The organism is Agarivorans sp. B2Z047, assembly GCF_023373605.1.
GTDB classification, from domain to species: Bacteria; Pseudomonadota; Gammaproteobacteria; order Enterobacterales; family Celerinatantimonadaceae; genus Agarivorans; species Agarivorans albus.
In genome coordinates this window covers 3,069,043-3,085,518 of record NZ_CP088080.1, presented here as the reverse complement: position 1 = coordinate 3,085,518, position 16,476 = coordinate 3,069,043, and the positions used below count along the sequence as shown (strand labels likewise).

Below are 16,476 nucleotides of genomic sequence, written 5' to 3'. Positions count from 1 at the left end.
AGGTTTTACGGCCAAGAGTTAGCTCCTAATTGAGTGTGTCTTTTGGTGTCCACAGTTTGGTGTTCTTGACTTCTACGGCAACTAGCATAGGAGCCCAATAGAGTGAGTTTCTTCAGATTAAATTAAGGGCGGCAAGTAGTACACAGTGACTGTGCGATACGCTTATCATTGATTTTGCACTGCTTATTCAGCAAATGAAACCAAACTTTCGTTCGGCGACGTGACTTACTCATACTTTCGCTCCGATGGGTGTATTTAGGTATTCAAGATGCTACAGTCAACGTGATAATATCTAATAGAATTACTAATGGTTCTAATTCTTGGGTCAACACAACAACCAAATCTACAACTATGGGACAATGTGATACGCTACGAACTCTAGCCTAAAGCGGTGAGCCGTTTCGGAGTATCCACTCCCTAAAATGACAACAATCCAAAATAAGCACTGCACCATAAAACGCACGCCGCAAACTGACAAACAACTACTTATTGTAGGGTTCTTTCGTATAAAGAAATAAATGCAATAGTAAGCAATGTGAGATGCTGCGTTGTATCTTGGCCGTATCATCACCTGAAAATGATAAAATAAGTGTATCTGTGGATACTCTAGGGATACGTCATACCGGTCGTCGAAGAGGTTACCAACGGTATAATTCATAGTAATAACTGCATCCGAATACAATAAGGGTTGCGTGAGTTTTATTAATTTAGATCAATTGGATAGATTGGTTATTTATTGTGAATAATAGGCAGGTATAAAATGGCAGACCCAAGAGCATTTATTAGTTTCGATTTTGACCATAATGTTACACAGAAAAATTTATTCGTAGGCCAATCGAAAAACTCAAAAACACCATTCTCAATTGAAGACTGGTCTTCAAAGTCTTCATTACCCCAATCTCAATGGGAAGCCCTAATAAAAGGAAAAATTGGCAAGTGTAATATGCTTATCGTGCTTAGCGGTAAAACTATGGCAAGTGCTACAGGGGTTTCAAAAGAAATTACTATGGCCAAGGATCAAAGTGTTCCTATTTTTGGGGTATATGTCGATGGTGCAAATACGACAAGTAACCTCCCCAGTGGTTTGGCTCGTAATCGAACCATTGCATGGAATTGGGATGATATAGCGGCGGCGGTCGATCAAATGATGGGTGAAGGTAAAAACAAGTAGAGGGTCGTATGAAAAAAGCACTGATCATTGGAATAAATGACTACCCATCATCTCCGCTAGGAGGCTGTGTAAATGACGCCAATACTTTGGCAACAGTATTAGAGTCGAACGGTGACGGCTCACCAAACTTTGGGGTTCGAAAGGTTATGTGCCCTAGCACTGACATCACTAGGCCGGTATTACGTGAAGCAATTGAAAAGCTATTTACTGGAGATTGCGATATGGTTTTGCTCTATTTTTCAGGGCATGGCTATATAAAAAGTACAGGGGGCTACTTAGTTACAACCGATGCTAAAAAATATGACGAAGGCGTTTCAATGGACGAGATATTGGCCTTGGCAAACCAATCGCAAGCAAGAAACAAAGTCATTATCTTCGATTGTTGCCACTCTGGTGCAATGGGTTCGCCTAGCTTATCAGGTAATGGTACCGCTCAGTTAGCTGAAGGTATGTCGGTTTTAACTGCCAGTAGAGATAGTGAATATGCTTTAGAAGTAAATGGCGCCGGTGTATTTACGTCTCTTCTAATTGATGCATTGAAAGGTGGTGCAGCAGATATTCGAGGAAATATAACACCAGGCTCGTTATATGCGTATGTTGATGAAGCTCTTGGTGCATGGGATCAGCGCCCAATTTTCAAGACAAATGTTACTAGCTTTTCCCCATTGCGAGTCATACCCCCTAAAGTACCATTTGAAACCTTGCGTAAAATTATACAGTACTTCCCTAGGGCAGATTCTGAACATAAATTGGACCCATCGTATGAAGATACTGAATCAAGTGCGGATCCTGTTAATGTTAAAATATTTAAAGATTTGCAAAAGTATCAAAGCGTAGGATTAGTTGTGCCTGTCAATGCAGAGTTCATGTACTTTGCAGCAATTAACTCAACCTCTTGTCGATTGAGCGCCTTAGGTTATCAATACTGGCGTTTAGTTAATGAGAAGCGGCTTTAAAAAGTACCTAACAGTGGATATATCTAACCAAATCGTCAGCTGTGAATGCTGAATAATCGTTCATTCTATTTTAAAATTTGACGCCACTAATTTTATGGCTGTATGCTTTTGATTTCATCACTCAGGAAAGGCTTAAGCTAAAAGTAGCACACGTCTAAACCAGAGAGCACTCGAGGTTTGTGTATATTTATAGTTTTGATAGCTCGTTTGCAAACTTTAGCATTTGATGACAACAGGGCTGACATAACTGTTTCATAATTAAATGGCTTTAACAAAATTGGAGAATGATTGAATGCTGAGCTTATGTCTTTAACTTCTTCAGTTATTTCACCGCATATGAACACCAGCGTAGTTTCGATTTTCTCGTTGGCATGGAATTCGGATAAGAAATGTTGATTTAAAAATATTTTTGATTGTTTGCAGTCAGCATCTATAATTAGTGTTTGATGTTTAACTTTGTGGTTGCTATCTATGTTGAAATGAATGTAATCCAACCTTTCTCTAAAACCAACTCCAGATGTTTTGTATATTAAAGGTTGCTCCAATATTTTAACGAGCATTGGTCTGACCATATAAAAAAGAGTGCTATTAGATGAAACGAACAAGCATAGTTGAGAAGTTGATGTTTTTAATTTGAACACTGTTTTTCTGCCTTAAATTGGTTGCGCGCTAACCACGTAGTTAAACATAAATACCAAAGTTTCAGGTCTCTTTTGTATCGGGCGTGTATCTGTCATTCATTGGTTGGTTATAATGAGCTTTTATCTGTAGGTTAAGCTAGTCCCTATTGGACCTGAGAGTCGGGAGGCGACGAACGCGGCTTTGTTTAGTTTGCTAATGTTTTATGCAATCCGTTGAAACAGCGATTTGGTGGTGAGGGCGGGAAATCCATTAACTCTATTATTAATTTTTAAAATATCTTCTAGGTTGCTTTTTTAATTAGTTATTTTTAAATAGGGTCTGCGATATTATCTTAGCTCCATTTGTATTCCGAATGTGCGGTGAAACCCTAGGTAAGGTTAGTCGTAATTTTTTCTCTATCGATATATATGAAATTTTCGTATTTTATTCCTGACCATAACAATTTCTTTTTAAAAGTCTATAGTAGTTTGTTGATGGTCACGATAAGTTAAACTTAAGTATCTAACTTATCGTTAAGCTTTCCGATTGAGACTGTTAATGATGGCTTTTAAATCCATCTCCAGTCAATATTATCAGCCCAACGCTAATAGGCCGTCATAACAGAATATTTGTCTATTTGATACGCGGAGGATACATTTTCTTTGGTATTTTGGGATACATTATTGTTTCGCTTTTGTTTGTTTTTGGCTAGTACTCGGTACTGGCTTTTTTTTATCTGCGTATATGGTGATTGGATACAGATCGTAAGGCTTTAGCACTCGACACGTTTATAGGGAAAAATGTAATTTAACTAAAAAGCTGAATTCATGCCCCAAAGGCACATGCTATTCAACATAGTTCAAACAAGAAGCTGTTAATTCAACATTCTGCACGGTTATTTAGTATATACAGCTAGTTCAAGAGTAAAATCTTCAGACCGAAGTCGCTAGGGTAAGCGAGAACTTAAACGCACGCAGCAAGAGAAGGGTATGTTAAAGGAAGCCGCAGTGTTCTTTAAAAGCGAGTCTAAGAACGGCACCCGTTGTTGATATTTCGTAGCTATCATTAGGCTGTTGTGTCGAACTTTGTAGGGACACTCAAGGGGATATTTTTAAGCGGCCAACAAATCAATGGAGAAGTTGTAGGTAAAGGCTAATATGACACACAAAAAATTCTGGATTGATAGCGATGATTGTAATATCCAAAATGATTAGGTAAAGCGCAAATTGTCTGAAGCCAAGGCCTGTGATGAATGCGTTAGACAGGTATAAAAGTAAATAGTGCCTAGTTACAGTTTATAAAAGGGCTACTATTGTGGTTAACCGTATATTATTTTAGCTAATATGCTTAATCGTGAATTGGCTGTACGAGGCACTGTCAGCGATGTCATTTATATCCTAACACTCGAAAGCTACCTGTTCCTTGCTGTAATGATGGAACACTATACTCGCAATATTGTTGAGTAGTCTATGAGGGATGTATGATAGAGAACGTGGTACTTGATGCCTTAACTGCTGCGTATTTGCGGAGAAAGCCGAACAATTATGAATCTACATAGTTATTAGCCCTTCCTGCATTCCAACTATAACTTTAAATAGCTAATGCCTTAATTGGAGCAAGGTATGAGTTGTAGGGATAACGCAGTAGTAGAAAGCTAGATTTAACAACTTTAAAACGAATCAGTGCACAAAAACTATAAACGAAACGATGGATGAGGATAGACAAGCTATGCTTTACCATATCTATATGTTAAAAATGACCGAATGTAGTCGGCAGACTTTAAGCAGTAGTATTTTTAAAACCTAGAAAGCGTGTAGGACTCTCAGCCCATACCAAAAGTAATACTTAAAGTAATATTTTGACGGTGTTTTAGTTTTTATTTATATACAATACAGATGGTTACAAATTAAACACTGAGGTCTCCGTCCCATCTTCATGTTTAAAGACGTCCAAGGGCGTCTTTTTTCTTTTCTAATATCCAATGCAAACAATGAGATAACGATCCAACATCGTTCATTGGCATTGATTGATATCGCTGTAAAACAAGTTTGTAACACTACCATTTGGAAGCATTGTTCTTTAATTGTGAGCACCGCTTTTTGAATCGACGCCTCTACTGTTTCATTATGTGGGTGCGACTTTGTAATGCTGCTTTCCTCCCTCCTTCTTTTGAATGATTCAATCCATCAAACCTGATTAATAGGTTTATTAAATCCTCTTTATGATTGGCTTCAGTTACACGCAAAGCGTATTACTCATACGGATTATTTGGCGTCGTATAACTTTGAATTGGCGCTAAGCAACACAACTGAGTTCTACATATTTTAATTGTTATCATATTTAGGATATTCCATGACACACGATAAACACGCAGACTTAAGCCCTTATGAACAGTTTAATGTTGAGCTTCCTCAGCAGTTCCCTGAACAAGGTATGGCGGCCCGTGCTGCGGCAGCTTTAGTTAAAAGTGAATGTTGGACCGATGCAAACCCAATGCTTAATTTGTCATCATTCGTTACTACATTTGTAGAGCCTGAAGCCGCTGAGATTTTTAAGGACGGTTCATTCCGTAACTTTGCAGATCCAGATATGTATCCTCACACTAAAGCAACTGAAGAAAAGTGTGTTAATTGGTTACATGATTTATGGAATGGACCTAAAGATGTTGAACCTTATGGAGCGGCAACAATTGGTTCATCAGAAGCATGCATGTTGGCTGGATTAGCACACAAGTGGAACTGGCGCCAAGCTCGAGAAAAAGCGGGGAAAGATGCCTCAAGACCAAATATGGTAACTGGCGGTAACGTTCAGATTGTTTGGAAAAAGTTTCTTAAGTACTTCGATGTAGAGCCTCGTATTGTTCCTTTAAAGCCTGGTCAATACCGACTAACTGCAGAGCAACTTGACGAGTACGTTGATGAAAACACTATCTGTGTAGTGGGTATTGCTGGTCAAACTTTCACCGGTGAAGATGATGATTTTCAAGCTATTCACGATTGGTTAGATGCCTACGAAGAAAAAACAGGTATTTCTATCCCAATGCACATTGATGCGGCGTCTGGTGGCTTTGTTAATCCTTTCTTATATCCAGAATATGAATGGGATTTCCGTTTGCCACGAGTGCAATCTATTAATGCCTCTGGCCATAAATTTGGTTTAGTGCCTCCAGGACTAGGATGGGTAATCTTTCGTGAGCGCGCCGTTTTCAATGAAGATTTAGTTTTCTACGTAAATTACCTTGGTGGCGAGGCCGCAACAGCAACGCTTAACTTTAGTAAGAGCTCTGCTACGGTTATGGCTCAATACTACAACTTCATTCGTTTAGGCAAAGATGGCTACACCCGCATCATGAAGCAAACTGTTGAAAATGCAGAGTATTTGCGTGACCGTTTGTTAGCCACCGGTAAATTTAAAGTAATGAACGAAACCCAGCGTATACCAGTAGTTGCGCTAACACTCGATGAATCAGTGACTAACTACAACGAGTTTGATATCTCAAACAAAGTCCGTGAGCGTGGCTGGATATTATCGGCTTACTCTATGCCTGCTAATGCTCAGGAAGTGAACAGTTTACGTATCGTTGTTCGTCCTCACTTAAACCGCGATGCCGCGGAAATATTAGCCAAAGATATTGAAATGGCCTGCGAGTATTTAGAAGAGCATGGTGGTAATGCTACACCTCCAAAACTTCATGACTTACATAAAGTGTCGCCAGGCAAGTGCTAAGTATCGGCACATTATGAAGTAGTGGAATAGAAGAAGTAGTGCTTACTTCTTCTATTTTGTCTTAAATGAAGGTGGTTTTTAATTATGAATGTTCGAACGAAACTGACGGGCGTATTGGCTGCGCCTCCAAAATACATTGTAAGCCTTATACTGGGCTTATGTTTTTTATTAACTCTGTTTGTTGGTAACGCTTATGCCTCAACAATTGAATCAGAGGCTTCCAGCGGTATCGCCTGGGCTTTAAGTTATTTAGCGAGTAACCCTTTTGCTTATCTGTTTTTAACCTTAGCGATTGGATACCCCATTGGCCGAATTACCGTTGGAGGAATCAATTTAGGTGCTACAGCGGGCACTTTGGTCACAGGTATATTAATTGCTCTGGCCTCTAGTGCACTTTATGGGATTACCTATGATATCCCAGGCTTAGTAGAAGATATTTTTCTGATGCTGTTTATGTATGCCTTAGGTATGCGAGTTGGTCCTCAGTTCTTTTCTGGCTTGGCAAGAGGTGGTGTTGACTTCTTAGTTATTGGTTTAATTGTTGTTTTCTCCAACTTCTTAATCGTTTTCTTTGGCGTGAAAGTGCTAGATCTAGGACCTGGCTATGCGGCGGGTATTATTTCGGGAAGTTATACAGTGACCGCTGTAATGGGGGTGGCTCAATCAGCAGTAACTAGCGGAGCTTTCCAATTACCTGAAGGTGTAACAGCTGATACGGTAGGTGCCAATATGGCTGCAGGCTATGCCATTAGCTACGTATTATCTTCAATATTCATTATTTTGTTGATTAAATACTTACCTAAGATGTTTGGCAAAGATGCTGTGCTTGAAGCCCAAAAAGCAGAACAAGAATTTAGTGGCGGTGAAGATGGTGGTGCTCTACCTGGTACAGCAGGTACATCTATTTTAGGGTTCACCGATAAGCAGATCCGCTCGTATAAAGTTGAACACGCAGAGTTGGTTGGCAAATCCGTTAGCCAATTGTTCAAAATGAATCCTCATGCAGCAATTCTAAAAGTAGTGCGCGGTGACGAAGTGATTGATGCCGAAAAAGATCCTTCTTTACAGTTAGGCGATATTGTTGGAGTGTTGGGCGATTACAATCTATTACTCAATGGCAAAGAAAAAGTTGGTAAAGAAGTCTCGGAACCTCGCGCCAGAATGGTAGATATTGAAGTTGCGGATATTCATGTAGGTAAAACAGAGTTTGCAGGAAAAACGCTAACAGAAGTGGGCCGAAAGATTGGTTTTGGTTTACATCTAAAGTCGTTGTTTAGAGCTGGTGTGGCAATACCACATCTTCCTAAAACCATTGTAGAAAAAGGCGATGTATTACGCCTTGCTGGTCCTGCATGGTGTGTAGAACAAGCAGCTAAATCGCTTAAAGCTACACCAATAGTTGAAAGTGCTTATACCGAAGTATCATTTATGTCATTAGCCTTATTTATTGGTTTTGTGATTGGCCATGCTAGTGTTGAAATTGGCGGAATACCATTTGCATTAGGTACTTCTGCTGGCTGTATGTTGATGGGGATTTTAGTGTCTTGGTTGCGTACGCGTAATCCAGATTTTGGTGGCCCAACTAGTGAAGGGGCAAGAGCCTTCCTAAATGACATTGGTTTAAGCTTATTTGTGGCGGTTCTAGCTGCTGGAGTTGGACCTAAAATTATGTCTTCATTCCAAGGTACTATCGTGCTTTGGATAGCAGTACTAGGTGTGTTAGGCGCTTTAGTGCCACCATTCTTAGCTTGGCTCTACGGTTACTACATTAGAAAGATGAACCCGGTCATATTAGCTGGAGCTTGTGCTGGAGGACGAAATAGTACGCCTGCGCTAAATGGTATTCAGGACATTTCGCAAAGTGGTATTGCTGCCGTAGCTTACCCAGTACCTTATGCGCTTACCTCTGCAATAGTCTTGATCTTAGGTTACATGGCCATGGTGTTCTCATAACCCTTAACGATTAAGCATGCACTTATCATTTGTAAAGCCTTAATAGCAGCTTGCTATTAAGGCTTTTTACTCATAAGACTACAGGTACCTTTAATGACACAACCTACAGGTATACGTATTGCAATTAACGTGATGCGAGCCCGCCTAACGATTGTGGGCTTTATCATCGCTATTGTATCTTTTCAAATTTCGACCTTATTCAATATTGATGGTGGCATTGCGCTGCCTGGCGTGAATCATGGTATTCATATCAGAGCTGATATGGCGTTATTTGTAGCACTTGCTTTATCGGTTATTTCGTTGATTTGTTTTATTGGTTCATCAACGATGGACGAGTTAGGAGCTTGCGACCATTGGTTATTCGTAGTGGGTGATTTACTGATGTATCTAGCTTTAGCGAGCGCGATTACCGGCTTTTTTATGCCTTTAACTGAACAATTTTCGCTTATCGCAATGCAAGCACCCATGCAGAAAAGCCATCTATCAATGTTTCGCTTAGCCATTGTTACGCTAGGCTCTATCGCGTGGTTTGCTGCTGTGTATCTTGGTCCAATAGTCTCGTTGCTACGCTCACCATTTACAAAAAAAACTAATATAAGTTTGAGATTTGGGTATCTTGCTTTATTGGTTGGCTTGTTTTGGTTTAACCACCAAGTATTGTTATTTGAAGCTAGTTATTTACCTAAGCCTCTACCTAGCCAAGTTAACTATTGGTATGAATTACTACAGCCACTAACTTGGTGACCTTAAGTCTTTTTCACAGAATCCATCACTTCATCACTTTATAACTCTTATGCCGTAGGGTTAAGGTCTTGTGAGCGCGTAAATGCGCTAGAAGCCAACTTCGTTAGAGCGGTAACTTGTGTTGGCTAAAATGAGGATATGCAGTGGTGGTATATATTGAATAGGTAGGATTTGATCCATCAATGCTGATTAACGTTGCTCGAACACTTCTAATAATATGCCTGTATCTAAATAGGGCTGGGTATTCCAGTTCAGTTTAAGGCAGTGTCACAGCCTTCCCATTTTAACTAGTAGAGAAGTCGCATCATGAAAGGCATTATTTCTGTTCAATCACATGTTGTTTATGGCCATGCTGGAAACAGCTCGGCGGTGTTTCCACTGCAACGTATGGGTTTTGAAGTTTGGCCCGTTCATACAGTGCAGTTTTCTAATCATACGCAATATGCTCAAGGGTGGACTGGCCAATGCTTTCCGGCAGATGCCATCTCTGATTTAGTGAAGGGAATTGATGCAATAGGGCAGTTACAACAATGCCAAGCTATTGTATCTGGTTATTTAGGCGATGCCGCTCAGGCAACCTCATTAATTGCCGCCGTAGACATGGTTAAACAGGTTAATCCAAAGGCGATATACGTTTGCGACCCTGTCATGGGTGACCCTGATAAAGGCTGTATTTTAGCAGAAGGTATTAGCGAGTATTTGGTTGAACATGTAATGCCAAAAGCAGGTGTGATAGTGCCTAATCAATTTGAATTAAGCCGCTTTGTAGGGATGGAAATAACTAACTTAAATGAAGCTATCAAGGCATGCCAGAAGGCTTTAACAAAAGGACCCAAAGTGGTGTTGGTTAAACACCTACATAGTTTATCAAAGCAGCAGTTTTGCATGATGATGGCTGATTCAAGTGGCTGCTATTTGGTTAAACGCCCTAATTTAGAGTTTGAAAAAGCCCCTGTGGGCGTGGGTGATCTTATCTCGGCGCTGTTCACCGGAGGCTTATTGAAAGGTTGGCCACCCATTATGGCTTTAGAGCATGCTAACAACGCGAGTTTTGGTGTGTTAGAGGCTACTCGGCAATGTGGTGAGTGGGAGCTGCAAACTGTTTACGCACAAGATCAGCTAAGTGAGCCTCACCACAGCTTTGCTGCGTCAAAAGTAGCTTGAGGTAGAGACGATGTTTAATACAAAAACCTTAGTGCAGATTGTTTTGGCTATTTTGGCGTTAAGTGCATGTAGTTCGCATCATGAGCTAGATAAGCGTGTAACCGAAAGGAACTATCAACAAGTAGCGTTAATAGCCGAGCAATCATTGAGTGAACCCTTGCGCTTTTGGGGCAATGAGGCACCAAATTTCCTATATGACAAAGACGCAAATACAACAGTATTACGTACCTCATCCAATTCGCTAAATATTCTTGCCTTATCTGGCGGAGGAGCAAACGGTGCCTATGGTGCTGGCATTATTAATGGGATGTATGAAAGCGGCAACTTACCTGATTTTTCCGTGGTCACTGGGGTAAGTGCTGGTGCTCTTATTGCGCCATTTGCATTTGTAGGTGGCGACGACATTGTCACTATGAAAAACATCATGTTAGGTATTAGCGATAAGCGCATTTTGGCAAAGCGCAATTATTTAAATGCGGTATTTAAAGATGGGGTTAGTAGTGGGCAAGGTTTAAACGAGTTTATTGCTGCAACGTTTGATGAGCAAATGATCGCGAAAATTGCTGCTACACATAACAGTGGTAAGCGCTTGTTTATAGGTACAACTCATTTTGATTCTGGTAGACAAGTTGTTTGGAACTTAGGTCAAATTGCTGCAAGTGATCATCCCAATAAGGATCAGCTGATTCATCAAGTGCTAAGTGCTAGCTCATCTATACCCGGCATTTTTCCTCCGCAGTTTATTGAAGTAAACGCTAGTGGCGAAAGTTTAGAAGAGATGCATGTAGATGGCGGCCTTAGTGCACAAATGTTTGCCGACCCAGCAGGATTTGACTATAAGAAAGTGGCTGAATCTTTAGGTATTAGCAGCTCACCAAATATATATGTGGTGCGTAATGGTCGACTAGAGCTACCTTATCAACATTTGAAGGACAGAGGTGTAGAGTTGCTTGGGCGCAGCGTTCAAAGCTTAACCCTTAATCAAAATCGTGGTGATTTGTATCGAATTTTATATTTTAGTGAAAAGCATAACTTTGACACCAAATTCACCTACGTTACTGCAAACTTTACTGAGAAGAAAAAGAGTAAAAAAATGTTTGATGAAGACTATATGTTGGCGCTTTATCATTACGGTTTTACGAAAGCAATTAACCAGCAACAGTGGCACAAAGAGTTACCCTAATCGTGCTCGCATGGTTAATATGAGGCGAAGACAAGTTCATCTTGCTTCGCCCTTGCCACCAGATAGCTTGTTCTCGTTATCTAGCTCTTCGTTCGTTAATGTACGCAACAACCAGTGACTCTACATCTTTCTTTATTTCCATTATCGCTTTAGCGCGCGGTGCCCAAAGCGCAATAGGAAACTGAAAATCATCTCTCACTTCGTTCAAGTTAAGCTTTTGTAGTTGTAACAAATCGCCCAGGTCTTCAATTGTGACCCTTGGCAATAATGACCATCCCACACCTTGCTGAACTAAGCTAAGTAATAGTGAGAAGTCTTCAATAACTTCGTAATTAGATGACAATAGAATTTTTTGAGAGATCTCATCATCTAAATAAGCTTTTAGTATCAGCTGTTTACTGGTCTTTAAAGTACCAAATATTTGGTCGTTTGGTAATTCTGCCAGAGGGCTATTTTTAGCTGTGTATAGACCAAAAGTAAGGTAACAAAGGAAAGTAATATCGAAACTCGTGATAGGGGTGCGTTGATCTACATTTACAAAGCCCAGTTGTATTGAATCATCTTCGATCCCTGCTTTAACCTCTTCTTTGGTTTTAATTAGAAAGTTAACTTTCATTGCCGGGTATTTTTCTAATAAAAGCTGACGAATACTCACTAATACATCACTGGGAATTAGACTTGTATAGGCAATATTTAGGCACTCTAATTGCCCGTAAGATAGGCTAAGTGCCATTTTGTTAAAGGATTTAGCTTGCTCTATTGTTACCTTGGCGTAGCTATATAAAAGTTGCCCTTCACTGGTAGGTTTAGCGCTTCTGCCGATTCGCTCAAACAGCTCAACGGCCAGTTGGTCTTCTAGATTGGTTATCACTTGGCCAATGGTGGTTCTGTGTTTGTTTAGTTTAACCGCTGCCTCACTAAATGAGCCCTTTTCATAAACCGCTACAAATGCTGCAAGTTGTTCCAGACTAAAATGCATGTGGATTTGATCCTTCAAGTCCGATTATCACTGAGCAAAGCATAGCACTATTCTAGGTAGCAATATAAACACCTACCGTTTTAAAAGAGCTATCCCATGAAAACTAAACAGAGCCTTGCCCGTGGCACCTTAATGGCAAACGTTGGCGCAGTGGCAACGGCGATCCGTATCGCTGAACAACCAGATGCTCGGTACATTGAACAGAAGTATGCGCAAATACTTAATCAAGGTGCAGAACCTTTGTTGCCTGTATCAGCTAGCTTGCAGGGATTTTCACTTGAGCAAATTCGTCACGCCCACAAAAACTTTAGCCCTAAGCAATTTGTTATGGGGGGCAACGACGCACTTATTTATAACTCGTATTTAAATCGTTTTTTGCCGTCCTCGTTAGTGAATCCAGCGGAATCTAATCATCGACTTGCTCGGTCAATTAACCCATTAATAGGCGAAGTAATAGGTAAAAACCAAACTTGTAGTTTAAACGACTATGTTTCTTTACCGGAAAGCCGAGTGCAAGGCTTAATTATTGTTCAGGCTGGTAAGGTGGTATTCGAGCTCTATCCAGGAATGAAAGCCGAGCAAAACCATGTATGGATGGGGCTATCGAGTTTAGCAATTAGTATGGTGTTTGCTCAGTTTATTGATGAAGGGAAGATTGATATAGATAGATCTATAAGCGTATACCTTCCGGAGTTTCGCAATACCGAGTGGGACAGGGTGAGCATTCGTCAAGCGATCAATGGTACTAGTGGTTTAAACATTACTCCTACTCAACAGACAATGTTTGACCCCAATTCCTATATGTCTCGTTTCTTAGCGGCTCAATTTGGCCGGCCAAATGCATACACCGGTTACCAAGAAAACTGGCTCGACATTGTAAAACAAATTAAAAGAGAAAGAGGGGAGGCAGCTGCCACTGAACAAGGGGTTGGCCCAATAACACGAGCCGTTTTAGCTTATATAGCCGAAGAAATTGAACAGCTGCCTTGGACACAAATTTTTGAAAACAGAATTTGGGGAAATATTAAAGCAGAAGCGCCGATGGTGGTGACCTTAGCGCCAGATGGCACCGCTCTAAGTCACGACTTTATATTGTCTTCGATAGAAGATGCAGCTCGCGTAGCAATGTTACTTTGTCCTAGTTGGCCAATTATTACCGATACTCCAGTATTGCCTGCCAAGCTTATGCATGACATGAGAAAACGAACTGGCTTAGCGCGAAACAGCGCGTCGCATGCATTTAATTTTGACAAGGTTTATGACGATGGGGCACGTTGCTTACAAGGCTATTTTGGGCAAGGCATGTATATCGATACTAAGCGCGACTATGTTGCGGTGTATTTTTCGTCACAAGCTTTTGAACCTTTGAGCTGCCCTTCAAAGATGATGGAGTATTTACGTGCGGCTGCAAACCAGTTTTATTAGTTTTGAGGATGTGATCCTTCATTCGCGATTAACTCTTTTCGTTTTTACATTTTAATCTCAGCGTATATCGATTAACGCCGAGGCAAAACCATGTTCCAAGAATACTTACCTAAAGAAATTGCAGCTGGGGAGATTTATTTTCCGCCGCTACTTATTGCGTTTGGTGCTGCTTATGTAGCGGCAAATTTGACCATGGTGCTAATTGGCCGTTTAGGCGCGATGAAATATTTATATGCGCCTGTGTTAGTTGAATTGTCACTGTTGGTGATATACGCGGTTGCGCTAAGCCGTTACGTTTTTCCTGCATAAAACATTAGGGAATTTAAATGAAAACCAAAATACTAACTGTATTGCTAGTGGCTGTTGCCGCTACGTTAGCAGGATTAAAGTACCAGCATTATCTTGCCAATCCTTGGACTCGTGATGCGTTGGTGAGAGCCAATATCGTAGAGATTACTCCTCGTGTTACTGGGCCGGTTGTTGCAATTTATGTAGCAGATAATCAGCGAGTAAAAAGCGGTGAGTTGTTGTTTGAAATTGATGATAGCGTCTATCAAACGGCTAGCCAGCAAGCAAATGCAAATTTAGCCCAAGCAAAAGCAGTTTTAGCCAGGGCTAATAACGAACAACAGAGAATGAGCGCCCTAGAAAAACGCACTCCAGGTTCGGTACCAGTAATCACATTAAACAATTTGCAAAATGATGTTCTATCCGCTCAAGCAAATGTTAAAGCTGCGTCTGCTGCGCTAAAGGGGGCTGAGCTTAATTTAAGTTTTACAAAAGTGTATGCCAGCAAAGATGGTTACATTACCAACTTCAATTTAGCTGAGGGTGCTCATGTAGTCGCTAATCAACCAGTTGTTGCATTAATTGACGAATCTAGCTTTTGGATCGAAGGCTTCTTTAAAGAAACGGATATAGAAGCTATGCAGCAAGGTAACATGGCTAAAATCACTTTGATGAGTTACCCCGATATGCCACTAAAAGGCAAAGTAAGCAGTATTGGTTATGGCATAGCGCAAGCAGACGGCAGCACGAGTACTCATATGCTGCCAAGTGTTAACCCTAACTTTGAATGGATACGCTTGGCACAGCGGCTCCCGGTTAAAATTACCGTGACTGAGCTCCCAGCTAATGTTCAGTTAAGAGTAGGGACTACAGCTTCAGTTATGATTAACAAGCAGGTATCCGCTAATGAGCGTAGCTAGCATAAAAGCGATTAAAGTTGCCATTAGCCTAAGTTTAACCATTGTACTAGCGCTAAGCTTTGGCTGGGAGAAACCCTATTGGGCAGCTATTGCGGTGGTAGTAATGGCAACCACCGAAAGCTTTAGCCATGCATTACATAAAGCAAGACAGCGAGTGATTGGCACGGCCAGTGGTGTAGTGCTGGGGTTTGCACTATTGGCTTTATTCGGCCAGCAGCGGGAGCTGTTTTTGCTAAGCGAGCTTTTATTGGGGGGCACTGCCGCTTACATGTCTGCCCGCTCTAAATACGCTTATGTTTATAAGATGGCGTTTATAGTGGCAGTGATCGTCTCGTTAGCGAGCGGTTTAAGCCAATCGCTAAGTTTCAGCCTTGCGGTGCTTAGGGTGCAAGAAACGATATTAGGGGTAGTTGTTTATTCACTAGTTTTTAGCTTGTTGTGGCCAGAGGTAAAAGATCCTAAAACACTGCCGAAGCAAGTTCTTCTTAGCCAAGCAGAGGGGCGTTTACGTGCACTTAAGTTTGTTGTTGTTACCCTAGTCAGTTGGATGTTATGGATAGTTCTGCCTATGCCTGGTGGATTTATGTTTCCACTCATTGCTGCAACTATGGGCCTTAGCATTATCGAATTTCCTTACCACTACCTCAACAAGATATTAGGATTAGTCTATGTTTGGGCTTGTGTTGTGCTTACTCAGTATGTGTTTGTTTTACCACTTTTAGACAATGCATGGCAGCTTGGGACATTTTACTTTGTGAATACATTTGCCGTTTGGCGTTTGTTTCCAAAGGATAATCAAGTACCAATGCGGATCCTTGGTGGCCAGTTTCTAGTATTACTAACGATGAACGCTCAGCACTTAAGGCCGGTATTTGATATAAATGCCTCATTGCAGATGCTGTTATTCCTGAGCCTAATCTTAATTATCGTTCGTTTTGTTATTCACTTTGTAGATACATTTTTTAGCACAAACATGTTGGCTGAGGCCAAGTGAGCCGAAAACAATTGTTAATTGGCATGCACTTTTCTGCTCTTGGTAAACGGACTGTATTGCAATAACCTTCTATTCATTACCACTATTCCGCAAAGGGCCCTTAGCTAGCATTAATCTTATTAGGTTACGTTTTGGTGGTGCTGTCTTTGCAGCCTTCATCGAAGCTCTTTTGATTATCTAATCCGAACAAGGATGTTGGGTGATCTTGTCTTTATCTAGTTACTTATCCGGCGTTATCTCTTTTGTTAAAACCTACAAGTTTTTCAGTTAGCCAGGTATTGGATAAGGCTAATAATTAAACTGAGGATTCGATCCATCATCACTGATTAACGCCTTAATCTTGCCTCTTTTA

General features: G+C 40.8%; 13 protein-coding genes. 11 read left to right on the top strand and 2 right to left on the bottom strand.

What is annotated here, in order from left to right:
* Positions 1–760: 760 nt before the first annotated feature.
* Together LQZ07_RS14235 and LQZ07_RS14230 are read left to right on the top strand one after the other, a co-directional pair.
* On the top strand, positions 761–1,171 hold the full coding sequence (locus tag LQZ07_RS14235; protein ID WP_152784631.1) for a TIR domain-containing protein: 411 nt from the start codon (positions 761–763) through the stop codon (positions 1,169–1,171).
* Between the two features lie 8 nt (positions 1,172–1,179).
* Entirely contained in the window at positions 1,180–2,127 is a 948-nt protein-coding gene (locus LQZ07_RS14230; protein WP_152784633.1) for a caspase family protein, read from the top strand.
* Positions 2,128–2,264: 137 nt separating this feature from the next.
* On the opposite strand, the gene LQZ07_RS14225 is transcribed toward LQZ07_RS14230, so the two are convergent.
* Positions 2,265–2,687: a hypothetical protein gene (locus LQZ07_RS14225; RefSeq protein ID WP_152784635.1), complete on the bottom strand. Its 423-nt coding sequence runs from the start codon at positions 2,685–2,687 to the stop codon at positions 2,265–2,267.
* Positions 2,688–5,100: 2,413 nt separating this feature from the next.
* Here LQZ07_RS14225 and LQZ07_RS14220 point away from each other — a divergent pair.
* The 5 genes from LQZ07_RS14220 to LQZ07_RS14200 all read left to right on the top strand — a co-directional run bounded on the left by LQZ07_RS14220 (position 5,101) and on the right by LQZ07_RS14200 (position 11,518).
* A complete protein-coding gene (locus LQZ07_RS14220) occupies positions 5,101–6,474 on the top strand; it encodes a glutamate decarboxylase (RefSeq protein WP_016401841.1) in 1,374 nt (457 codons plus the stop codon).
* Positions 6,475–6,558: 84 nt separating this feature from the next.
* Positions 6,559–8,427: an aspartate:alanine exchanger family transporter gene (locus LQZ07_RS14215; protein WP_227981564.1), complete on the top strand. Its 1,869-nt coding sequence runs from the start codon at positions 6,559–6,561 to the stop codon at positions 8,425–8,427.
* A gap of 93 nt (positions 8,428–8,520) precedes the next feature.
* Positions 8,521–9,171 (top strand): hypothetical protein, encoded by a 651-nt coding sequence (locus LQZ07_RS14210; protein ID WP_152784636.1) that lies wholly within the window; start codon positions 8,521–8,523, stop codon positions 9,169–9,171.
* A gap of 306 nt (positions 9,172–9,477) precedes the next feature.
* Positions 9,478–10,335: a pyridoxal kinase PdxY gene (gene pdxY, locus LQZ07_RS14205; protein ID WP_152784638.1), complete on the top strand. Its 858-nt coding sequence runs from the start codon at positions 9,478–9,480 to the stop codon at positions 10,333–10,335.
* A 10-nt stretch (positions 10,336–10,345) separates the two neighbouring features.
* On the top strand, positions 10,346–11,518 hold the full coding sequence (locus LQZ07_RS14200) for a patatin-like phospholipase family protein (protein WP_152784640.1): 1,173 nt from the start codon (positions 10,346–10,348) through the stop codon (positions 11,516–11,518).
* A 76-nt stretch (positions 11,519–11,594) separates the two neighbouring features.
* Here LQZ07_RS14200 and LQZ07_RS14195 read toward each other — a convergent pair whose 3' ends face one another.
* Complete coding sequence (locus tag LQZ07_RS14195; protein WP_152784642.1) at positions 11,595–12,497, bottom strand: LysR family transcriptional regulator; 903 nt, start codon at positions 12,495–12,497, stop codon at positions 11,595–11,597.
* 96 nt (positions 12,498–12,593) lie between these two features.
* On the opposite strand from LQZ07_RS14195, the gene LQZ07_RS14190 reads away from it, so the two are divergent.
* The 4 genes from LQZ07_RS14190 to LQZ07_RS14175 all read left to right on the top strand — a co-directional run bounded on the left by LQZ07_RS14190 (position 12,594) and on the right by LQZ07_RS14175 (position 16,124).
* Positions 12,594–13,922, top strand: a complete 1,329-nt coding sequence (locus tag LQZ07_RS14190) for a serine hydrolase domain-containing protein (RefSeq protein WP_152784644.1) — start codon at positions 12,594–12,596, stop codon at positions 13,920–13,922.
* A 90-nt stretch (positions 13,923–14,012) separates the two neighbouring features.
* Complete coding sequence (locus LQZ07_RS14185; protein WP_152784646.1) at positions 14,013–14,231, top strand: DUF1656 domain-containing protein; 219 nt, start codon at positions 14,013–14,015, stop codon at positions 14,229–14,231.
* 17 nt (positions 14,232–14,248) lie between these two features.
* Entirely contained in the window at positions 14,249–15,130 is an 882-nt protein-coding gene (locus LQZ07_RS14180; RefSeq protein ID WP_152784648.1) for an HlyD family secretion protein, read from the top strand.
* Entirely contained in the window at positions 15,117–16,124 is a 1,008-nt protein-coding gene (locus LQZ07_RS14175; RefSeq protein ID WP_152784650.1) for an FUSC family protein, read from the top strand. The genes LQZ07_RS14180 and LQZ07_RS14175 overlap by 14 nt, the downstream gene beginning before the upstream one ends.
* The last annotated feature ends 352 nt before the right edge of the window (positions 16,125–16,476 follow it).

What these genes read in the sequence shown, in the direction of transcription:
- LQZ07_RS14235 (WP_152784631.1), top strand. Translation starts at nt 761, where the DNA reads ATGGCAGACCCAAGAGCATTTATTAGTTTCGATTTTGACCATAATGTT.
- LQZ07_RS14190 (WP_152784644.1), top strand. Translation starts at nt 12,594, where the DNA reads ATGAAAACTAAACAGAGCCTTGCCCGTGGCACCTTAATGGCAAACGTT.
- LQZ07_RS14200 (WP_152784640.1), top strand. Translation starts at nt 10,346, where the DNA reads ATGTTTAATACAAAAACCTTAGTGCAGATTGTTTTGGCTATTTTGGCG.
- pdxY (WP_152784638.1), top strand. Translation starts at nt 9,478, where the DNA reads ATGAAAGGCATTATTTCTGTTCAATCACATGTTGTTTATGGCCATGCT.
- LQZ07_RS14180 (WP_152784648.1), top strand. Translation starts at nt 14,249, where the DNA reads ATGAAAACCAAAATACTAACTGTATTGCTAGTGGCTGTTGCCGCTACG.
- LQZ07_RS14175 (WP_152784650.1), top strand. Translation starts at nt 15,117, where the DNA reads ATGAGCGTAGCTAGCATAAAAGCGATTAAAGTTGCCATTAGCCTAAGT.
- LQZ07_RS14225 (WP_152784635.1), bottom strand. Translation starts at nt 2,687, where the DNA reads ATGCTCGTTAAAATATTGGAGCAACCTTTAATATACAAAACATCTGGA.
- LQZ07_RS14215 (WP_227981564.1), top strand. Translation starts at nt 6,559, where the DNA reads ATGAATGTTCGAACGAAACTGACGGGCGTATTGGCTGCGCCTCCAAAA.
- LQZ07_RS14220 (WP_016401841.1), top strand. Translation starts at nt 5,101, where the DNA reads ATGACACACGATAAACACGCAGACTTAAGCCCTTATGAACAGTTTAAT.
- LQZ07_RS14195 (WP_152784642.1), bottom strand. Translation starts at nt 12,497, where the DNA reads ATGCATTTTAGTCTGGAACAACTTGCAGCATTTGTAGCGGTTTATGAA.
- LQZ07_RS14210 (WP_152784636.1), top strand. Translation starts at nt 8,521, where the DNA reads ATGACACAACCTACAGGTATACGTATTGCAATTAACGTGATGCGAGCC.
- LQZ07_RS14185 (WP_152784646.1), top strand. Translation starts at nt 14,013, where the DNA reads ATGTTCCAAGAATACTTACCTAAAGAAATTGCAGCTGGGGAGATTTAT.
- LQZ07_RS14230 (WP_152784633.1), top strand. Translation starts at nt 1,180, where the DNA reads ATGAAAAAAGCACTGATCATTGGAATAAATGACTACCCATCATCTCCG.